Raw genomic sequence first — 16,739 nt, 5'->3', positions numbered from 1 at the left:
TTTGAAAGTCCTTATCATAGGCGGTACCGGTGAAATGGGACAGTGGTTCACCCCTTTTTTCAGGAACCACGGTTACGAAGTGGTTGTCTGGGGCAGCAGCGGGAAAGTTGAGGTAGCAGAGCGAATGGGAGTTGAGTTTGCCCATGACCTTGATGCTGCAATAAGCACCAGCGACATCGTGATCGTAACTGTACCCATCAACATCACCGAGAAGGTAATCAGTGAAACCGCACCTAAAATGAAGAGTGGAAGCCTCTTGATGGATTTCACATCCCTTAAGGTCGGACCCACTGAGGCCATGAAGAAGTACGCTCCTGAGGATGTGGAGATACTCGGTACCCACCCTATGTTCGGACCATCCATTCCTAGTTTACATGGCCAGATATTCATTTTAACACCAATAAACGGTCGATGTGAGAAATGGTTCCCTGTGATGCACTCACTTTTCGAGGACAACGGAGCACACATCGAGGTGATAAGCCCTGCTGAGCACGACAGATTCGTTTCCGTTGTGCAGGGACTGACACACTTTGCTTACATCACCATCGGCACGACCTTTGACAGCCTTGATTTCAGCGTGAACGAGTCAAGGAGATTCATGAGTCCGGTCTACGACATCATGCTTGATTTCGTTGGCAGGATAATTGGGCAGAACCCATACCTCTACGCATACATCCAGATGGAGAACCCGGAAGTGCCCAGGGTGCACGACGCTTTCATGCAGCAGTGCAGTGAGATGTCATCCATTGTCAGGAAAAAGGACGTCGAAGCCTTCACTGCTAAAATGAAGGAGGCAGCAGTACATTTCGGAGATACCGCATCTGCACTGCGCCGCTCGGACAAGCTCATTAACTCAAAGATTGCAGAGTTTGACAGGCTGCTTGATTCCATTGGACAGGAAATTGGAGTCAGGCACATCTATTCGGGAATCGTGCACACCGGTTTCGTCGATAAGGTTACACCCAGAACCGTTGTGCTGGATAGTGGGAGCAAGATGATACCTCTTAAGATAGAGAACATCCGCCTGTTGAATGAAGAGGAAATGCATCAATGGAAGCTGGATAATCTCGAACATCATTTAAGAGACATATCTGTGCTGATACCTGAGGAAGCGGATGAGAAAATTATCATGGAACTTATTTCCTGTAATGAGGATATCGTTTCTGTTGAGATCATTGACAGGTATGATGGAATCGAGGGAACTGAACGCCTTAGTGTGACATACCGTGTAATGATAATGGGCGATATTGAGCCGGAAAAAGTGCATCATGAAATAGAAAGGCAGCTGACAGGCATAGGTTGCACTATTCGTGGACAATCAAATTAAAAAAGAATAATCAGACCTTACTCACAAGGTCTTCAAGCGCAGCCTTTGGATCAGCGGCCTTTACAATACCTGATGCCAGCAAAACGCCAACTGAACCAAGTTCAAGAGCTGCTGCAAGGTCCTCACCTTTTGAGATACCCGCACCGCATAGAACCTGAACTGCGGGGTCGATCCTCTTGACCGCTTCTACTGAACCTGTGACGACCTCAGGGTCTGCTTTTGATACCGGGATGCCAGAGCCGATAAGCTCTGGTGGTTCGACTGCAACGTAATCCGGGCCGAGTGCTGCTGCTGCGGCTGAAGTTGCAACGTTGTTGGTGCAGACTATTGTTTTGAGTCCTGCATCCTTTGCTGTTGTGATGGATGCATCAATGTTTGCAAGTGTAAGACGGCATTCGGAGTGGTTAATGAGGGTTCCGACTGCGCCTGCATCTTTAATTGACTGGACGAATGCATGTCCTGTAAAGCTGCCTGCTCCTACGGGGTCAAGACTCTGCGAGTAAACCGGCAGGTCGACCTGTGATGCTACCCTGTAGATGTCGCAGAACTGGGGTGCAACACCGATCTCTATTCCGCAGTCATCTGCAACTTCCTTACATGCCTGTGCAACTTTTACGGCGCCTTCGCCTGTTCCTTCAAGATAAGTCTTAAGGTTCAGGACAATTAGTGTAGAACTCAATTAAATCTCTCCAGTACGAATTTAACAGTATTAAGGTGAGAAGAAGTATAAAGGTAACTGTGGAAACGAAAGATCAGGCTTCTCAATATTGTGCAAGTAATTCTGATTTCCGCACTTCTCTTTTTTTGTGTAGTGCCACCTGTAGAGTGATTATTCTGGACACCTTAACAGTTTAATATATTTAGAGCTATTTTTTATTTATTGTTGATGTACAAGCCTATAAATATTACTATTGTGTATGGATAATAACGACATTATCTTATCCATCCGAGGATGTTTCATGGGAAAATCGGACCTAAAACATATACAAGATATGATCATACAGGACAAGTTCATTGTTTCAGATCATGCAAGGACAAGGATGTTCCAGAGAAATGTCACAACAGATGAACTGATCAAAGCTGTGAACAATTCAAGCATCATTGAAGAATATCCCGATGATAGGCCATGTCCTTCTGTTCTTCTTCTGGGTTTTGTTAATAATGAGGCATTTCATGTGGTAGTAGCAGATTGTACTGATCATGCGAGAATAATAACCGTTTATTACCCGGCAAAAGATAAATGGATTGAAAACAAAATAAGGGTTGATGACAAATGATTCCTGATAAATGCAGTTTCTGTAAAGGCAGGTTAATTAAAGGTAAGCATGAATTTGTTGTAAAAATAGGTGGAACCGTGCTTTCAATCAGGGATGTTGATGCTTTTATCTGCGAAGAATGCGGAGAAGCATATTATACGCCTGAAACCTCAAGGCGAATAGACAAAGTTATGACTCGTTTTCATGATTCTACTCTGCGTGTTCATCCGCTTGCTGCAGGAGAAATTAGCCTTAGCGAGATCGAAGCTGAAAACTGCTAAAATCTAGCTACTTTTTTAATTTTGGTGATGGAAATTACATCTGCATCTTTAGATGAAATCGAAAATAATAATTAAAAAGAAGAAAAGAGTGTGGAAATTCCACACGCTTAGAAGTCGGTCATAACTCTGAACTGGTCGATCTCAGGGTTGTTAAGACCTTCAATGAATTTTTCTGCGACCTGCCTTACATCCTTTGCGTTGGTGATCGCTCTTCCGACTACAAGGACATCTGCACCTGCTTTAAGTGCCTGTGGCATTGTGTTGATACGGACACCGCCGGCCACTGCCACCAGGAGTTTTGGTGAGAGAGCCTTGATCTCGTCGATGTTGCCCCATGCGTGTTCTGTTTCCTCGATGTCGATTCCACGGTGGAGTTCTACAACATCCGGAAGTACGTCGAGCTGCTTGAGTACGGCCACAGGATCATCACAGTTGAGGGTGTCCATTATAGCATAGATTCCTGTCTTGTGTGCTTCCTCGATCGCCTTGTTAAGGGTTGCTACTGGTGCAAGTGCAGAAACCACAATTGCATCAGCGGTTGCATCTGCTACCATACGTGCCTCAAGGTTTCCTGTATCCAGGGTCTTAAGGTCAGCAACTATGAATGCGTCAGGACGAATCTCTCTGAGCTTTGTGACAACGTCAACACCATAGCGCTTGATAAGAGGTGTACCTGCTTCAAGGATAACGTGGTCGCTCTTTGGGATCTGGCTGACGATTTCCTGAATGACAGGAAGATTCGGATTGTCAAGTGCAACCTGCAGGTATGGCGGGTTCCAGAGTCTGGATACCTTGAATCCCATGATTGCGTGACCCATTCTGTCCTTCTCCTTGAGTACTGTGTCTACATCCGGGAAGCCGTCCACTGCGCGCTTTACTGCCAGTTTCGTAGCTCCGTAGTTGTACCTGTATATCCTGTTGTAGTCTTTTGCTTCAGGGTGGATGAAAACACTTGCAACAACCACAAGGTCCTCAACATCCATGTCACCGAATGCTCCCTCTTCAAGGGCATCTGCAACTGCCTTTGCCACAGCTGCCTGTGCAGGACCGAAAATCTGACCTGCCTGATCCATGTTCTTTACTGTGACCTTTGGCACGATAAGTGTTGCAGGTTTTGCAGGAAGGTTCGGACGGATAACTGAAAGCAGAGGTGTGTGGCCTGCTGAAAGTTGTGTCAGTCCGTTTGCGAATGCCTGACCCACAGGACCGTCTTTGTTTCCGATCATAAGGTCAACGTGTGCGAGTTCTGGGTTCTCGCCGATTAATGCTTCTCCGACTAATAACATGATTTTCACTCGTATATACTGATGAATATTAACTCGTCAATTCGATTTATAAGTTTATCAGGTAGTGATTTATCAGGATCTGCCTCTTAGTGATTCTGATCTGCAAATACGATCTACCTTTTCTCGTGCAAAACCAGTCCTTTTTATATTATAGTTACGGCATGGACACGAGATTTTGTGCTTTATATAATATATATCAATAAATAGTTTGTTGAAACTCTCATTTTTAGTTTCAAAATCAGGACATTATCTTCGGACAGATATCAGTTGTTGTGTCCATCACATTTTTTAACTCAAAATGCAGATTTTCTACGTGAAATTTAAAAGTATTATTGAGTTTAGCGACATTATCTGCCAAACAAATCATTTAGCTTATCCTGAACTTCTGATCGTTTAGAACTGTCGATTGATCCGATGACTTTACGAACATCCCCTGAATCCATTGTGAAGATCTTGTTGATCCTAATCCAGCTCGTATGGCGAATAGCACCGCTGGAAAGATCGGTATTTGTCAAACAGATTGCAAAGGAATCATTGGATTGCTTTGATGTTATCTGACACAGGACAATATCACTTCTTATCTGATCAGTGAGTGCAAGTGCAGGCCTTAGTTTGCTGGAACTACCGTTTGTAAACGGAAAATTGATTATTACAATATCTCCTTTCCGTGGCATATTCTTACTCTTCCAGTTCCTCATTCAGATATTCCCAGGCAGCGTCATCTTCCGGCGAGTCCCACGATTCAGCGAGAGCCTTCTGGGATGCTATTGCACAGCCAAGTTTTTCCTCAAGTGCAGACATAGGCCTTATCTCAATGTGGTCATGAAATACCAGAATTGCTGCTTTTTCATCTTCTTTCATGTTGAGTTCCCTAAATGCACTTGGAAGGGTTATCTGCCCCTTTTTGGAGACAGATATACTTTTGATCTCTAACAATGTCATGGAATTATCACTTACATATCTTACTTGTAAGATACCATATTTACCTTCTGATTGATGCATTTTGTATATCAGATCATCTTAGGGCAGATATCATCCATTATGCACTCGTCACATTTGGGACCCACAGGCCTGCAAACGTTCTGCCCGAACAGCACCATCAGACCGTTGATATTCTTCCACTCATCCCTGGGAACTACCTTCTCAAGCTCCTTTTCAGTCTCATCCGGGTCAGATGTATCCACCAGCCCCATCCTGTTGGATATCCTGTGAACATGGGTATCCACTGCTATGACGTCCTGCTCGAATCCGTACCCAAGCACGCAGTTTGCAGTCTTTCTTCCGACTCCCGGAAGCTTGAGCAACTCGTTCATTGTGTCCGGAACAATACCACCATAGTCCTGCAGGATGATCCGGGAAATGTCAATGATTCGCTGTGCTTTCACCCTGTAGAAGCCCACGTTCCTTATCAGCTCCTGTATCTCATCCACATCAGCTTCTGCCATTTCCTCAACCGTAGGAAATACGCTGAAAAGCTTCTGCGTTGTCGGGATTGTCACATCATCGCGTGTACGCTGGGACAGGACCGTGGATATCAGAAGATAGAACGGGTCCCGATTCACATGAAAATAGCCATTAGGATACAGTTCTTTGAGACGGGAGATCACTTCTTCCACATACATCTGAAAGTTGATAGAGTAGCAAGTTATAAACTGTTTTCCATGTGAGCATCGGATAGTGTACAATCCTCCGGAATGCATAACACCTGCCCACGATCAACAAAAACAGCTTCCTATCTTCCGGGTGAAGGAGAATAGGCCGGGAATCTAATATGCACTGTAGTCCCGAAACCTTCCTGACTCTCGATCCAGATCTCACCGGAATGGACCTCTGTGATCATTTTACTTACGTAGAGGCCAAGTCCGCTGCCACCGTATTTCCTTGCCATCGAGCTGTCGACCTGGTAAAATCGCTTGAAAACGTTTGAGAATTCGGTTTTCGGTATGCCTATACCACTATCTTTTATCGTGGCGTGCACGTGTCCGTCTTCCCGGAAAGCTGTAATAAGCACAGTGCCACCCTCGGGACTGAATTTTATGGCATTATCCACAAGGGACCTGAAAAGATACGGGAGGTACTCCACATCACCCATCACAAGTGGCAGATTATCCTCAAAGGAAGTGGAGATCGTTATCTGCTTTTCTCCGGCCTTGAAAGAAAAGTATTCAGCAATTCTTTTGAGACTGTCCTCGATCCTTACAGGATCGAACCTGTAGTTGACTTTTCCGGACTTGGCTATACTCATATAAATAAGCGAGTCCAGAAGGAAACTCAGATGATCGTATTTATCGAGTACGGTCTGCATGGCATTTTTCTGCTTATCATTTAACGGACCAAGCACCTCATCGTGCACAAGTTCACTGTAACCTTTGATGGATATCAGCGGAGTCTTTAGCTCATGGCTGAGATTGGACACGAACTCATCCTTCATCCGGTCCAGTGACTTTAAGGCCTGATTTGCCTTTGAGAGATCCTCTGTGTATTTACTGATAGCTTCCTCTGCTTTTTTGCGTTCGCTTATGTCACGTCCGTTGTTCAGGAAAGCCGGTATGCCACCGTAATCTATAAGGTTTACACTCATTTCCACAGGAACTCTGGAACCATCCTTTTTTACATAGAGGGCTTCGAATGTTGCCTGTCCATTTTCCAGAACTGAGGCGGTATTTTCCATGCATTTTCCCCGGTATTCGGGTGCAACCAGATCTTCCCTGGACATACCGAGAAGCGCTTCATGTTCATAGCCCAGCATACTGCAGGCTGCAGCATTTGCTTCCAGAACAGCGCCTTCCCGGGTAAATAGAATGATAGCATCCACCGAGTTTTCAAAAAGTGTCCTGAATTTCTGCTCGGAAGATACCAGTCTGTCATGCAGTTTTTTACTCTCCAGGAGATTTTTCGAGCGGGTGAGCAGTTCGACCCTGTCAATGGGCTTTGTGAGGAAATCATCTGCTCCTGCTTCTATACCTTCCAGCCTGTCATCTCTTGAAGACAGGGCTGTGACGATTATAACCGGAATAAAACTGGTTTCTTCAGATGATTTTATGCGCCTGCATACTTCATAACCGTTTATGCCAGGCATCATAACATCAAGAATGATAAGATCAGGTTTTTTCCTGCTTAGGATATCAAGTGCCTCTTCACCACTGAAAGCCTCAAAAATATCATATTTACTGACCAGTTGGGCTTCCATTAACTGGACATTGATAGGGTCATCGTCTACAATCAGGGTCCTGGGCCTGTACTGTTCAATCATTTAAAAGAACCAATTCCATTTTTATAAAGAAGCTTATTTACAAAAGCAATTGTTACTATATTCATAATAGTGAAATTATATAATAAATTTGCTTTTGACTGATCATTTGCTTTTACAATAATATGATAAAATAGGAATAGTGATTTTTTATATAAGTCTGTCCGTCAGCAATCCAGAATGCAAATATCTTAATATCCTTAAAATAATACCGGACTGATGCTGGATAACCTATTGATGAACCTGTCAGAATATGCATACCTGAGTCTTTTTGTGACAAGTTTTCTGGCGTCGACCGTTCTTCCCCTGGGATCTGAAACCCTTGTTGTTGTGCTTATCAGATCGGGATTTAATTTTTTTGCGGTTGTGATGGTTTCCACCATAGGAAACTATCTGGGCTCATGCACCACCTATTATATTGGCTTTAAGGGACGCAGCGATATTATTGAGAAATATTTTTCAATATCTGAAAAACAGCTAAGAAAAGCCGATAGCTGGTTTGATAAGTACGGCCCTTTCCTGCTACTGTTCACATGGCTTCCATTAGTAGGAGATGCCATAACAGCTTCAGGAGGAATGCTGAAGCTTGATTTCAGAATTTTTTCCATCTATGTGTTCATTGGAAAGTTTCTACGCTACTTTGCCGTTTCATATCTGGCCCTGAATTTATGAATGTATCCAAAAGTGCGATAAAGTGTAACTGATTTTGGATAAGTATATATATCTGCACACCAGTATTAATATAATTATATATAATCATAGTAAGAAATTTGGGCTGAATTCATAATGACATCACTCGACGTGGACCAGAAAACTCTGATCAAAAACTCAGTGCTGATACCAATCGCATTTGTAACAGGAACGCTCATTGCAGTCACTGCTTATAAATACTTACCACCAACAACTGCTCTGATATCAGTTTTTGGCAGTGCTATCATAGTTTCACTGCTGACATATGCACTGGTAAAATCAAGATCGAAGTAAGTCAGAAAACTATTTTGCGATACTTTTATAGCCTTGCATATGCATTTATTTCTGTATGCAGGCTCGTGGTCTAGCTGGTCATGACGTTGCCTTCACACGGCAGAGGTCGGGTGTTCGAATCTCCCCGGGCCCACCATTTTCATTATCTTCTGCTGATGTTGGGCTATGATGCATACTAACTGTTGAAATCAATAGCAATCCAGACTTCAAACGGCGCATGTCAGATGATTAATAATTACTCGCTGTAGTGCTCTTATTAGTTCAATTGTATCCTATGACAGGACCATTAGATTATACCTTCCATTTATGTAAATATGGATAAAATCTTAAAGCATTCCTGGAAATAGAGGCTCTATAAATGCCGCTAATAATGCTAAGAGTGTTCCCAGAAATAAAACTAATAGTCCCACTATATTGAAACTAGTTTTTTGGGCAGCTAATCCTAAACCAGTGATGAATATTCCTACTATTGAGATTGTAGTATAGATTAATAAAGACATTACAATAACCTCCCTTCATACATTATTTATCCGATTATTTATAATCGTGGCGTTTGCTGGTGCAATCACGTTGCTTGTTGCTGAAATATTCACACGGCAGAGGTCGGGCGTTCGAATCTCCCGGACCCATCATCCTGCTTTTACTCTGGAAGCTTTGATATTTTAGTCCCGAAATATGCAGTTCCCTGAAGTATACTATTAATCCAAAAAAGTACACCATATTTCTGAAAAAAGGACAGTACCGACCATAATGAAATCAGTGTAATAGTCGATAGTTCTAAAATAAAATCCGGTTTAAATTTTAACGGCGTTAAAACATTACTAGTGAACAAAAGATAGTAGCGTTACAGTATTATAATCCGTTTTGGTTATATGTAAATAGCACTAAGTATAGGTTGCAAGCACTGGGATGCTTGCTAATTCCAGGAGTGGAGTTAAAAGGGAGATATTGGGGGATATCCCAGACAAGCAAAGGAGAGGTACCTTAAATGGGCATAGGTACCTCTTCTTTCCTACTCAACCATAAACGGGTTGGGGAGTGGAGTTTATGAGATGTGGGGACATCTCGAACACGTAAGGAAAGAGGCACCTTAAAGCGTGGTGGTTTGTCGGGTACCTCATCCTATTATTCCTATAGTTCCAAAATTGTTCTTCTGCTATAAAAGTCGTTCCTATCATTGAATTTGGTTTTCCTTTTCAGGACATTTTGTTACACATTTCCACAGAAAATATCCCGGATGGATATGCCGGATTTAAACTTAGTAGTGATTTTTGATAGCATCTTTTAAAAAATCAGTATCCAGAAAAACTTTGCTTCCAAAATAATAAGAGCGCAAAAAATCTTTTTTAAAGCAACAATCAGGCCCTTCAGGGTAGGATTGTACATAGGGAGGTCTACATATTGAAAGTTAGACAAAGCATACTGGTATGTTTTGTAGTTGCTATGTTGTTAGCGGTAGCAAGCAACGCATCTGCGCAGATGGTTGAAGGAACCGAGACGCAGATAACTACAAACGAGTCCAGTCAGATATTCCCCGATACCCATGATGAAAAAGTAGTCTGGATGGACGAACGCAACGGGAACTGGGATATCTACATGTACAACGTTTCTCAGGATGAGAGAATACAAATTACCACAAATGAATCCGGACAACTTTATCCGGCTATCTACAACAATACCGTAGTCTGGGAAGACAACCGAACATCTAATCAGGACATCTTCATGTATAATCTGACATCTCAGAATGAGACTCAGATAACCATGAACATGTCAAACCAGACAAATCCTGAAATTTACAATAATACCGTAGTCTGGGAAGACGACAGGAACGGCAATTGGGATATTTTCATGTACAATCTGACATCTCAGAACGAGACGCAGATAACTATGAACATGTCAAACCAGACAAATCCCGACATCTACAACAATACCGTAGTCTGGGAGGACAACCGTACCGGCAACTGGGATATTTTCATGTACAATTTGACATCCCGGAACGAGACACAGATAAGTACGAACATATCAAACCAGACAAGTCCTGCAATTTACAAGGACACGGTAGTATGGCTCGATGATGCAAATAACAGCACCCAGGTTTATCTGTATAATATTTCCACGATGAGCGAATCCCGGATAACGATGAATGAATCCATGAAAGGATCACCTGCAATTTACGGTGATTATGTGGTATGGATGGACAACCGCAGTGATAACTGGGATATCTACCTCTATGATAATTCCTCACAGCAAGAATTCCAGGTCACAGAGAACGGATCCGACCAGATGAATTGCACGATCTATAAGAACATGATAGCATGGCAGGATGACCGCAATAATAACTGGGACATCTATATGCTGACATTGGGTGGCAATGGCAGCAACGGTGGTAATGGTGCTTCCGGTAACGGCCAGACAGACGGCACAGCGGCAATTGAAGTGAACAAGACATTTGTATCAAATGCGGATGAGGACGAATCGGCAGATGCGAGTGTCAATGATACGCTGACATACAATATAACTGCCACAAATACCGGCAATACGGACCTGACAAACGTGTTTGTGGAAGACAATCTTACAGGGCAGAACAAAAGCTGTGAGCTGCTGCAGCCGGGAAAGGAATGTGTGCTTACCACAGAGTACATCGTAAACGTTACTGATCTGGGAACGAACATAAGCAATATGGGTACAGCTAATAGCGATCAGACCAGGCAGGTGAATGATACCGAGAATGTAACCGTACCCATGCAGGAAATGATAATTGAGAAAATGTTAATATCGAACGCAGACGAGGACGGGTCAAATGATGTAAGTGTCAATGACACACTGACATACAACATAACTGCAACCAACAACGGTACTGCAAATCTGACGAATGTAACTGTTGAAGACGATCTGACAGGAGACAACAAAAGCTGTCCTTTCTTGCAACCCGGAGAGGAGTGCACACTGAGCACAGAGTATGTCGTCCGGTTGAGTGATATCGGAACAAACATAAGCAATACAGGAACAGCCTACAGTAACCAGACTCAGCCTGTGAACGACACAGAGGAAGTATACGTACCTGTACCGGAGATGAGTATAGACAAGCAACTTGTCTCTAATGCGGATGAAGATTCATCGGGCAATATAACGGCCAATGATACGCTGACATACAATATCACGGCTACAAATACAGGTACTACAAACCTGACAAACGTAGTTGTTGAGGATGATCTGACAGGAAACAGTACAAGCTGTCCACTGCTGCAACCGGGGGAAGAATGTCCATTGACGATATACTATGTCGTAAAGAGCAGCGATGTCGGAACGATCATCATCAACACAGGTTCAGCATACAGCAATCAGACCCGGCCAGTGTATGATACGGCTCAGACAGAGATGGTTAGTACTTCTGCTATCGTAACCGGTGGAAACGCTTCTAATGGCACAAATGTAACGGCAGAAAATGTTTCCGCGGAAAACGGTGTCGTGAGCAATGATACCACAGAAGATGAGCAGACCATTGATAATGCTTCGTCTGAAGTGGATTCTACAGAAACGAATGATATTCCTGCAGAAGATAACGCTGAGGATGAGAACGACGCCGAAGAGAATGGTGTCCCTGAAGAGGACAGTACCACAAACGAGAATGGCAGTAACGATGAGGAAAGTATTGCTGAAGAAGACAATACTAATGGAGAGGATACTACCGTAGAGGATAACAGTAATGAGGAGGAGGAGGAGAACGTCGAAATTGACAATACCACTGAAGAGACAAATTCATAAGCCAGAGAACACAGATTTTCAGGGAGATGGATTTCTGACATATCTCCCTGTATTTTTAATGTGCTGATGTGGCCACTAACTTTAGATTCTCATACAATTTTTAAAATCTAATTAACTATGAAAAAGGAGCAAGAAGAATAAAAAATCCTGATTCTTCGAAAAATTCAATTTAAATGATTAATCCACTCAAGTCGAAGACTTATTCCGTAGTTGTCCCGTCAAACTCGGCTTCGTTGGCTTCTGCTTCTTCCTTGGTGGCGCGTACGATCCCATCCTTATGATGTGCAGGTGAATAGATCGTATAGAGTTTCAGTTCCTCCGAGTCTGATGTATTGATTACATTGTGATCTGCACCTGCCGGTACTACCACTGCTACACCGTCACCGACCTCGTACTCGTTACCGTCGATTATACATTTTCCCTTTCCGCTTTCAAAACGGAAGAACTGGTCATTCTCCTCATGTACCTCCATTCCGATCTCTTCCCCGGGCTTGAGGCTCATAAGTACAAGCTGGCTGTGCTTTGAGGTATAGAGAACCTTACGGAAGTTACTATTCTCCAATGTGGCTTTTTCGATATCAGTAGAAAATCCTTTCATACAAAGAACTACAAATCGATTGTATAAATAATCACTAGAAACAATATTTGTGACATGCAGATAGATTTTCCAATTGAAAGAGAATCGATTTATTGAAAAAGAAAAAAGCATCATTCGCTTTGTTCGGCATACCTTGATTTTGCTTCTGTTAGTATACTGACAGCTTCTTCAAGGCCCTGCCAGCCGAAGATCTGCACTTGTTTGTTCTCCAGATTCTTGTAAGTTTCAAAAAAGTGGGTAATCTCCTTTAACAGATGAGGAGGGACCTGCTCAAGTGTTTCTATATAGTTCCATAAGGGATCCGTTTCCGGGACACAGAGTATCTTTTCATCCCTTCCCTTATCATCCTCCATATCGAACAATGCAACAGGATGCACATCTATAAGACATCCCGGAAAGGTAGGCTCCCAGGTCAGTACAAGAGCGTCAAGAGGATCTCCGTCGAGTGCAAGGGTGTCAGGGAAAAAACCATACTCACAGGGATACATCATTGAGGAAAAAAGCATCCTCTCAAATTTCACCATTTTCTTTTCCTTATCATACTCGTATTTGTTACGACTCCCCTTGGGAATCTCAATGATCACACTTTCAACCTGACGCTCCGGAACACCGGCCTCTTTGTATATAAACAGAGTAATTTGTAAACACCCCTCGAACCATAAAAATTGTCATGCAAGCTAATCCTGAATATATCATACTGTGGACTGCTTTAAGCTCCATTGTACAAAATCATGCAAAAGGTTTGAACTCCCGGATTCTCACTTCAGTTGTTTCAATGCATCGCGGCAGGCAGCCACTGCAGGTGCTCCCGAAGTTATGAAGATGACGTCCATGGTTTCCATGATCTCTTCCTTAGTGGCACCGTTCTTGAGCGCACTTTTCATCTGAACCACAGCACATCTCTCACACTGCTTGGATGCAACTACCGCAAGTGCCATCAGTATCTTTGTTTTAGCAGGCAGGGCACCATCTGAGAGCAACCTGTGATTGCAGAGATTGTATTTTTTCAAAAATGCGGAATCTAGCTCTCCCAGCGTTTCAAGTATCTGTGGAGTAAAACCCAATTTACCACTCATCTTATCCAGTAATTCTTCATGTTCAAGTTCTTCATGTTCGGACATTTAATACCCCCTTTGTCCACACTCATTCTATGCTGCTTTTTACATATGTATTTATTCCGCGTGAAAGCAGATACAGCATATTGGAGTTCCCATAACCCAAAAACCGAATACGCCTGTTTAAAAAATAGAAGAGCAGAAATTGTATCTGCCTATTCAAAAACGAAATTACATTTCATATCTTTTTGAGTCGGCTCCTCCTCCACCTCATAATCTTCTTTGTATCGCGGAAGGTCGGCACTCATATACCTTGGGAAAACGAAAGATACTTCCTTCTGGTATGTCTGTCCATCAGTGGTCACACGAAACAAAAGTTCAGGCCTGTTACCATATTTTACGAGATCTGTGCTTCTCATACATATCACTCCTTTAGCTAACCTATTTGCATGGTGAAGATAAGAGAACCATCCACGGTCATCCGGTAAGTAATGGAATCATCCCGGGATGCTAACTCCAAACCCACAGCATCATTACATAATACTCTAATGTATATAAGTTGTTTTGTTTACAATACTAAATGGCACACACATTAATGTAATTATAATGGCTAACAATACTAAAAATCAAGTCCATGTTACAAAAATATACCATCGTCCCACACGTCAAAAAAAGCGAACAATCCTCAGCCAAAATAAGAAAAATCAGAAAAATTACATGTGAAGGCGGCATAGAATGAGGGCGAATATAGTCTCATATCAGGTAGTTGTATCCCAGAACTGAGAAGGTCAAAGAAATTCCATACTTTACCGGGGACCTGGTTGCCGAAATAATATGAAATTTGATTGATAAAATAATGTTATATCATCCATATATTTTGAGTGCTTGGCTGAAATTAAATTGTAAGATAATATTAGCCTGCAAACAAAAGATAATCTTACTCTTTAGATTAAGAAAGGGTTAGGTTAAATAAAAAAATAACTAATTATTCATTGCGAGCAGGGGTCGCTCGCAAAGTGTTGGAGTGGAGTAAAGTTAAGTAAAGTGGGGGTTGAAGAGATGTGGGGACATCTCGGAACCATAAGGATGGAGGCATCTTAAAGCGTGGTGGTTAATCGGATGCCTCCACCTATAACACTAATATGGATACTTCAAAAGCAGACTTACTATAAAAAATAATCTCTTTTACGACTGAAATTCATAAAACTGATAAAATAAGACGATCTGACATATCCTGATGACAGACAGTTGTATAGATCAGAAATTGTTAAACAAATAATGATCCTGAATAACAGGATGGATTAAAAAAGAAAAAGTTTCAAAGTTCCATGAAACATACGGAACAACTATCTTTCGCCCTGCTCATCACTCGTGGTCACTCTTGTTTTCATTTACCTTCTTTTTAGAGAGGTTGTGCACGGCAGGGTTATGGACCACTTCTCCCTTGATATTGAACCTTGAACCGTGACACGGACAATCCCATGTCTTTTCCGCATTGTTCCAGGAAACGAAGCATCCCATGTGACTGCAGGCAGGGTCCAGTGTATGGAGATCACCGTTATCGTCACGATAGGCAGCAACCCTTTCACCCTCAACCTTTACAACTGCACCAGTACCTGGAGCCAGATTCGAAACATCCTCATGAAGTGGTAGTATCCTTGCACCCACAAGCCCCTTCGTGGATTCAACTGTCTGCAAGAAAATATCTTTTGCAGATTCCACCGGCTTGAAACGTGACGGACTGTATACCTTTGCCCAGGGATTCTCATTCCCGAGGATCATATCACTGATGATCATTGCCGCCACCGTGCCTGTGGTCATACCCCATTTCTGGAAACCGGTTGCCATATAGGAATGTTTGCTTCCCGATGTGATCCTTCCGATATAGGGTACGTGATCCACAGGCATGACATCCTGTGTGGACCAGTGATAATCGACGGATTTTACAGGGAAGATGGAGCGTGCCCATTCCTCCAGCCTTCTATAATGATCGAGCGAGTTTTTAGCCTCGCCTGTCCTGTGCTCCTCCCCGGCCACAAGTACCAGTTCACCAGCATCTGTCGGCTGCGAACGTAAAGAATGTGCAGGTTTTTCCGCATTGATGAACATACCTTCAGGGAAGGGTTCGCCTATGCGCACTCCCAGTACATAGGAACGGGACTGGTAGAGCCTTGAGAAGAATATGCCGGGTTTGTCAAATACAGGGAAATGTGTGGCCTGTATCACATCCTTTGCAGTTACCGTGATGCCTTCGTGGGTACTTACTTTTACAGGTCCGTCACCTTCCATTTCACGTACCTGCTGATTCTCAAAGATATGGCTTCCGTCTCCAGGGATCATGCGTGCCAGTGCACACAGGTATTTACGCGGATGGAACTGTGCCTGTCTATCGAAACGGACAGCTCCGTATGTGCCGAACGGAAGCGGAGGATTATCATCAAAGGATGCGGGAAGTCCCAGCTTTTTAGCTGCATCCACCTCTTTGTGAATCTTTTCCACCGAGCTCATGGAGCCTGCATAAACGTAAGCAGGCTTGTACATAAAATCGCAATCAATATTGTGTTCATTGATCAGTGAAGCCATTTTTTCTATGGCTGCCTGATTCGATTCTGCATACTTTCTGGCCTGATCTTCTCCGTAATGGGAGATCAGATGGTCATAGATCAGATGATGCTGAGAGGTGACCTTTGCAGTAGTCTGTCCACTCACTCCGTGCAGTATACGACCTGCCTCGATAAGGGCTACGGATAAACCTGCCTGTTTCAGCAGTAATGCAGAAGTAACACCGACTATCCCGCCACCGATTATCGCCACATCGACTTCGGCATTTTCCGAAGGAGACGGATAGTCGGACTCTGGTGTAGAGGATATCCAGTATGCTTCAGCTTTGCCCTGCGGAGTGTAATCAGTACTCCGGCCTGTGTTCATAAGGACCCG

At 43.1% G+C, this 16,739-nt stretch carries 18 protein-coding genes and 1 tRNA gene; 7 read left to right on the top strand and 12 right to left on the bottom strand.

Annotation, left to right across the window (positions count from 1 at the left end):
* Position 1 precedes the first annotated feature (1 nt).
* Entirely contained in the window at positions 2-1,327 is a 1,326-nt protein-coding gene (locus tag HWN40_RS01685; protein WP_176964130.1) for a prephenate dehydrogenase, read from the top strand.
* A gap of 10 nt (positions 1,328-1,337) precedes the next feature.
* On the opposite strand, the gene tpiA is transcribed toward HWN40_RS01685, so the two are convergent.
* The gene (tpiA, locus tag HWN40_RS01680) at positions 1,338-2,006 is read right to left on the bottom strand and encodes a triose-phosphate isomerase (protein WP_176964129.1); all 669 of its coding nucleotides are present in this window, start codon (positions 2,004-2,006) and stop codon (positions 1,338-1,340) included.
* Between the two features lie 280 nt (positions 2,007-2,286).
* Here tpiA and HWN40_RS01675 point away from each other — a divergent pair, with 280 nt between their 5' ends.
* Both HWN40_RS01675 and HWN40_RS01670 read left to right on the top strand, forming a co-directional pair.
* Positions 2,287-2,604, top strand: coding sequence for a DUF4258 domain-containing protein (locus tag HWN40_RS01675; protein WP_176964128.1), 318 nt, complete (start codon positions 2,287-2,289; stop codon positions 2,602-2,604).
* The gene (locus HWN40_RS01670) at positions 2,601-2,864 is read left to right on the top strand and encodes a type II toxin-antitoxin system MqsA family antitoxin (protein WP_176964127.1); all 264 of its coding nucleotides are present in this window, start codon (positions 2,601-2,603) and stop codon (positions 2,862-2,864) included. Before HWN40_RS01675 ends, HWN40_RS01670 begins: the two co-directional genes overlap by 4 nt.
* Before the next feature lie 107 nt (positions 2,865-2,971).
* Here HWN40_RS01670 and HWN40_RS01665 read toward each other — a convergent pair whose 3' ends face one another.
* The 5 genes from HWN40_RS01665 to HWN40_RS01645 form a co-directional block, all read right to left on the bottom strand.
* Complete coding sequence (locus HWN40_RS01665; RefSeq protein ID WP_176964126.1) at positions 2,972-4,150, bottom strand: bifunctional 5,6,7,8-tetrahydromethanopterin hydro-lyase/3-hexulose-6-phosphate synthase; 1,179 nt, start codon at positions 4,148-4,150, stop codon at positions 2,972-2,974.
* A 347-nt stretch (positions 4,151-4,497) separates the two neighbouring features.
* On the bottom strand, positions 4,498-4,824 hold the full coding sequence (locus HWN40_RS01660; protein WP_176964125.1) for a type II toxin-antitoxin system PemK/MazF family toxin: 327 nt from the start codon (positions 4,822-4,824) through the stop codon (positions 4,498-4,500).
* A 4-nt stretch (positions 4,825-4,828) separates the two neighbouring features.
* Positions 4,829-5,152, bottom strand: a complete 324-nt coding sequence (locus HWN40_RS01655) for an AbrB/MazE/SpoVT family DNA-binding domain-containing protein (RefSeq protein ID WP_246275950.1) — start codon at positions 5,150-5,152, stop codon at positions 4,829-4,831.
* Between the two features lie 8 nt (positions 5,153-5,160).
* Positions 5,161-5,772 (bottom strand): endonuclease III, encoded by a 612-nt coding sequence (gene nth / locus HWN40_RS01650; RefSeq protein WP_176964124.1) that lies wholly within the window; start codon positions 5,770-5,772, stop codon positions 5,161-5,163.
* Between the two features lie 110 nt (positions 5,773-5,882).
* Positions 5,883-7,403, bottom strand: coding sequence for a response regulator (locus HWN40_RS01645; RefSeq protein ID WP_176964123.1), 1,521 nt, complete (start codon positions 7,401-7,403; stop codon positions 5,883-5,885).
* A gap of 216 nt (positions 7,404-7,619) precedes the next feature.
* Here HWN40_RS01645 and HWN40_RS01640 point away from each other — a divergent pair, with 216 nt between their 5' ends.
* From HWN40_RS01640 to HWN40_RS01630, 3 genes are all read left to right on the top strand, one after another.
* Entirely contained in the window at positions 7,620-8,072 is a 453-nt protein-coding gene (locus HWN40_RS01640; protein ID WP_176964122.1) for a YqaA family protein, read from the top strand.
* Between the two features lie 114 nt (positions 8,073-8,186).
* The gene (locus tag HWN40_RS01635; RefSeq protein WP_176964121.1) at positions 8,187-8,384 is read left to right on the top strand and encodes a hypothetical protein; all 198 of its coding nucleotides are present in this window, start codon (positions 8,187-8,189) and stop codon (positions 8,382-8,384) included.
* A 59-nt stretch (positions 8,385-8,443) separates the two neighbouring features.
* Positions 8,444-8,520, top strand: a tRNA-Val gene (locus HWN40_RS01630).
* 190 nt (positions 8,521-8,710) lie between these two features.
* On the opposite strand, the gene HWN40_RS01625 is transcribed toward HWN40_RS01630, so the two are convergent.
* Positions 8,711-8,884 carry a hypothetical protein gene (locus HWN40_RS01625; RefSeq protein ID WP_176964120.1) on the bottom strand — a complete coding sequence of 58 codons (174 nt, stop codon included), beginning with the start codon at positions 8,882-8,884 and terminating at the stop codon, positions 8,711-8,713.
* A 901-nt stretch (positions 8,885-9,785) separates the two neighbouring features.
* Between HWN40_RS01625 and HWN40_RS01620 the strand changes: the two genes are divergently transcribed.
* Positions 9,786-12,149: a DUF7507 domain-containing protein gene (locus HWN40_RS01620; RefSeq protein ID WP_176964119.1), complete on the top strand. Its 2,364-nt coding sequence runs from the start codon at positions 9,786-9,788 to the stop codon at positions 12,147-12,149.
* Positions 12,150-12,348: 199 nt separating this feature from the next.
* On the opposite strand, the gene HWN40_RS01615 is transcribed toward HWN40_RS01620, so the two are convergent.
* The 5 genes from HWN40_RS01615 to HWN40_RS01595 all read right to left on the bottom strand — a co-directional run bounded on the left by HWN40_RS01615 (position 12,349) and on the right by HWN40_RS01595 (position 16,730).
* The gene (locus HWN40_RS01615; RefSeq protein WP_176964118.1) at positions 12,349-12,747 is read right to left on the bottom strand and encodes a cupin domain-containing protein; all 399 of its coding nucleotides are present in this window, start codon (positions 12,745-12,747) and stop codon (positions 12,349-12,351) included.
* Positions 12,748-12,857: 110 nt separating this feature from the next.
* Positions 12,858-13,331 carry an inorganic diphosphatase gene (locus tag HWN40_RS01610; protein WP_246275949.1) on the bottom strand — a complete coding sequence of 158 codons (474 nt, stop codon included), beginning with the start codon at positions 13,329-13,331 and terminating at the stop codon, positions 12,858-12,860.
* Positions 13,332-13,505: 174 nt separating this feature from the next.
* The gene (locus tag HWN40_RS01605) at positions 13,506-13,868 is read right to left on the bottom strand and encodes a carboxymuconolactone decarboxylase family protein (RefSeq protein WP_176964117.1); all 363 of its coding nucleotides are present in this window, start codon (positions 13,866-13,868) and stop codon (positions 13,506-13,508) included.
* A 149-nt stretch (positions 13,869-14,017) separates the two neighbouring features.
* Entirely contained in the window at positions 14,018-14,221 is a 204-nt protein-coding gene (locus HWN40_RS01600) for a hypothetical protein (RefSeq protein WP_176964116.1), read from the bottom strand.
* A gap of 946 nt (positions 14,222-15,167) precedes the next feature.
* A complete protein-coding gene (locus HWN40_RS01595; RefSeq protein WP_176964115.1) occupies positions 15,168-16,730 on the bottom strand; it encodes an FAD-dependent oxidoreductase in 1,563 nt (520 codons plus the stop codon).
* Positions 16,731-16,739 lie beyond the last annotated feature (9 nt).

The organism is Methanolobus zinderi (genome assembly GCF_013388255.1).
Classification (GTDB): Archaea; Halobacteriota; Methanosarcinia; order Methanosarcinales; family Methanosarcinaceae; genus Methanolobus; species Methanolobus zinderi.
The sequence above is the reverse complement of the archived record's forward strand: the minus strand, read 5'-3'. Positions and strand labels throughout refer to the sequence as shown.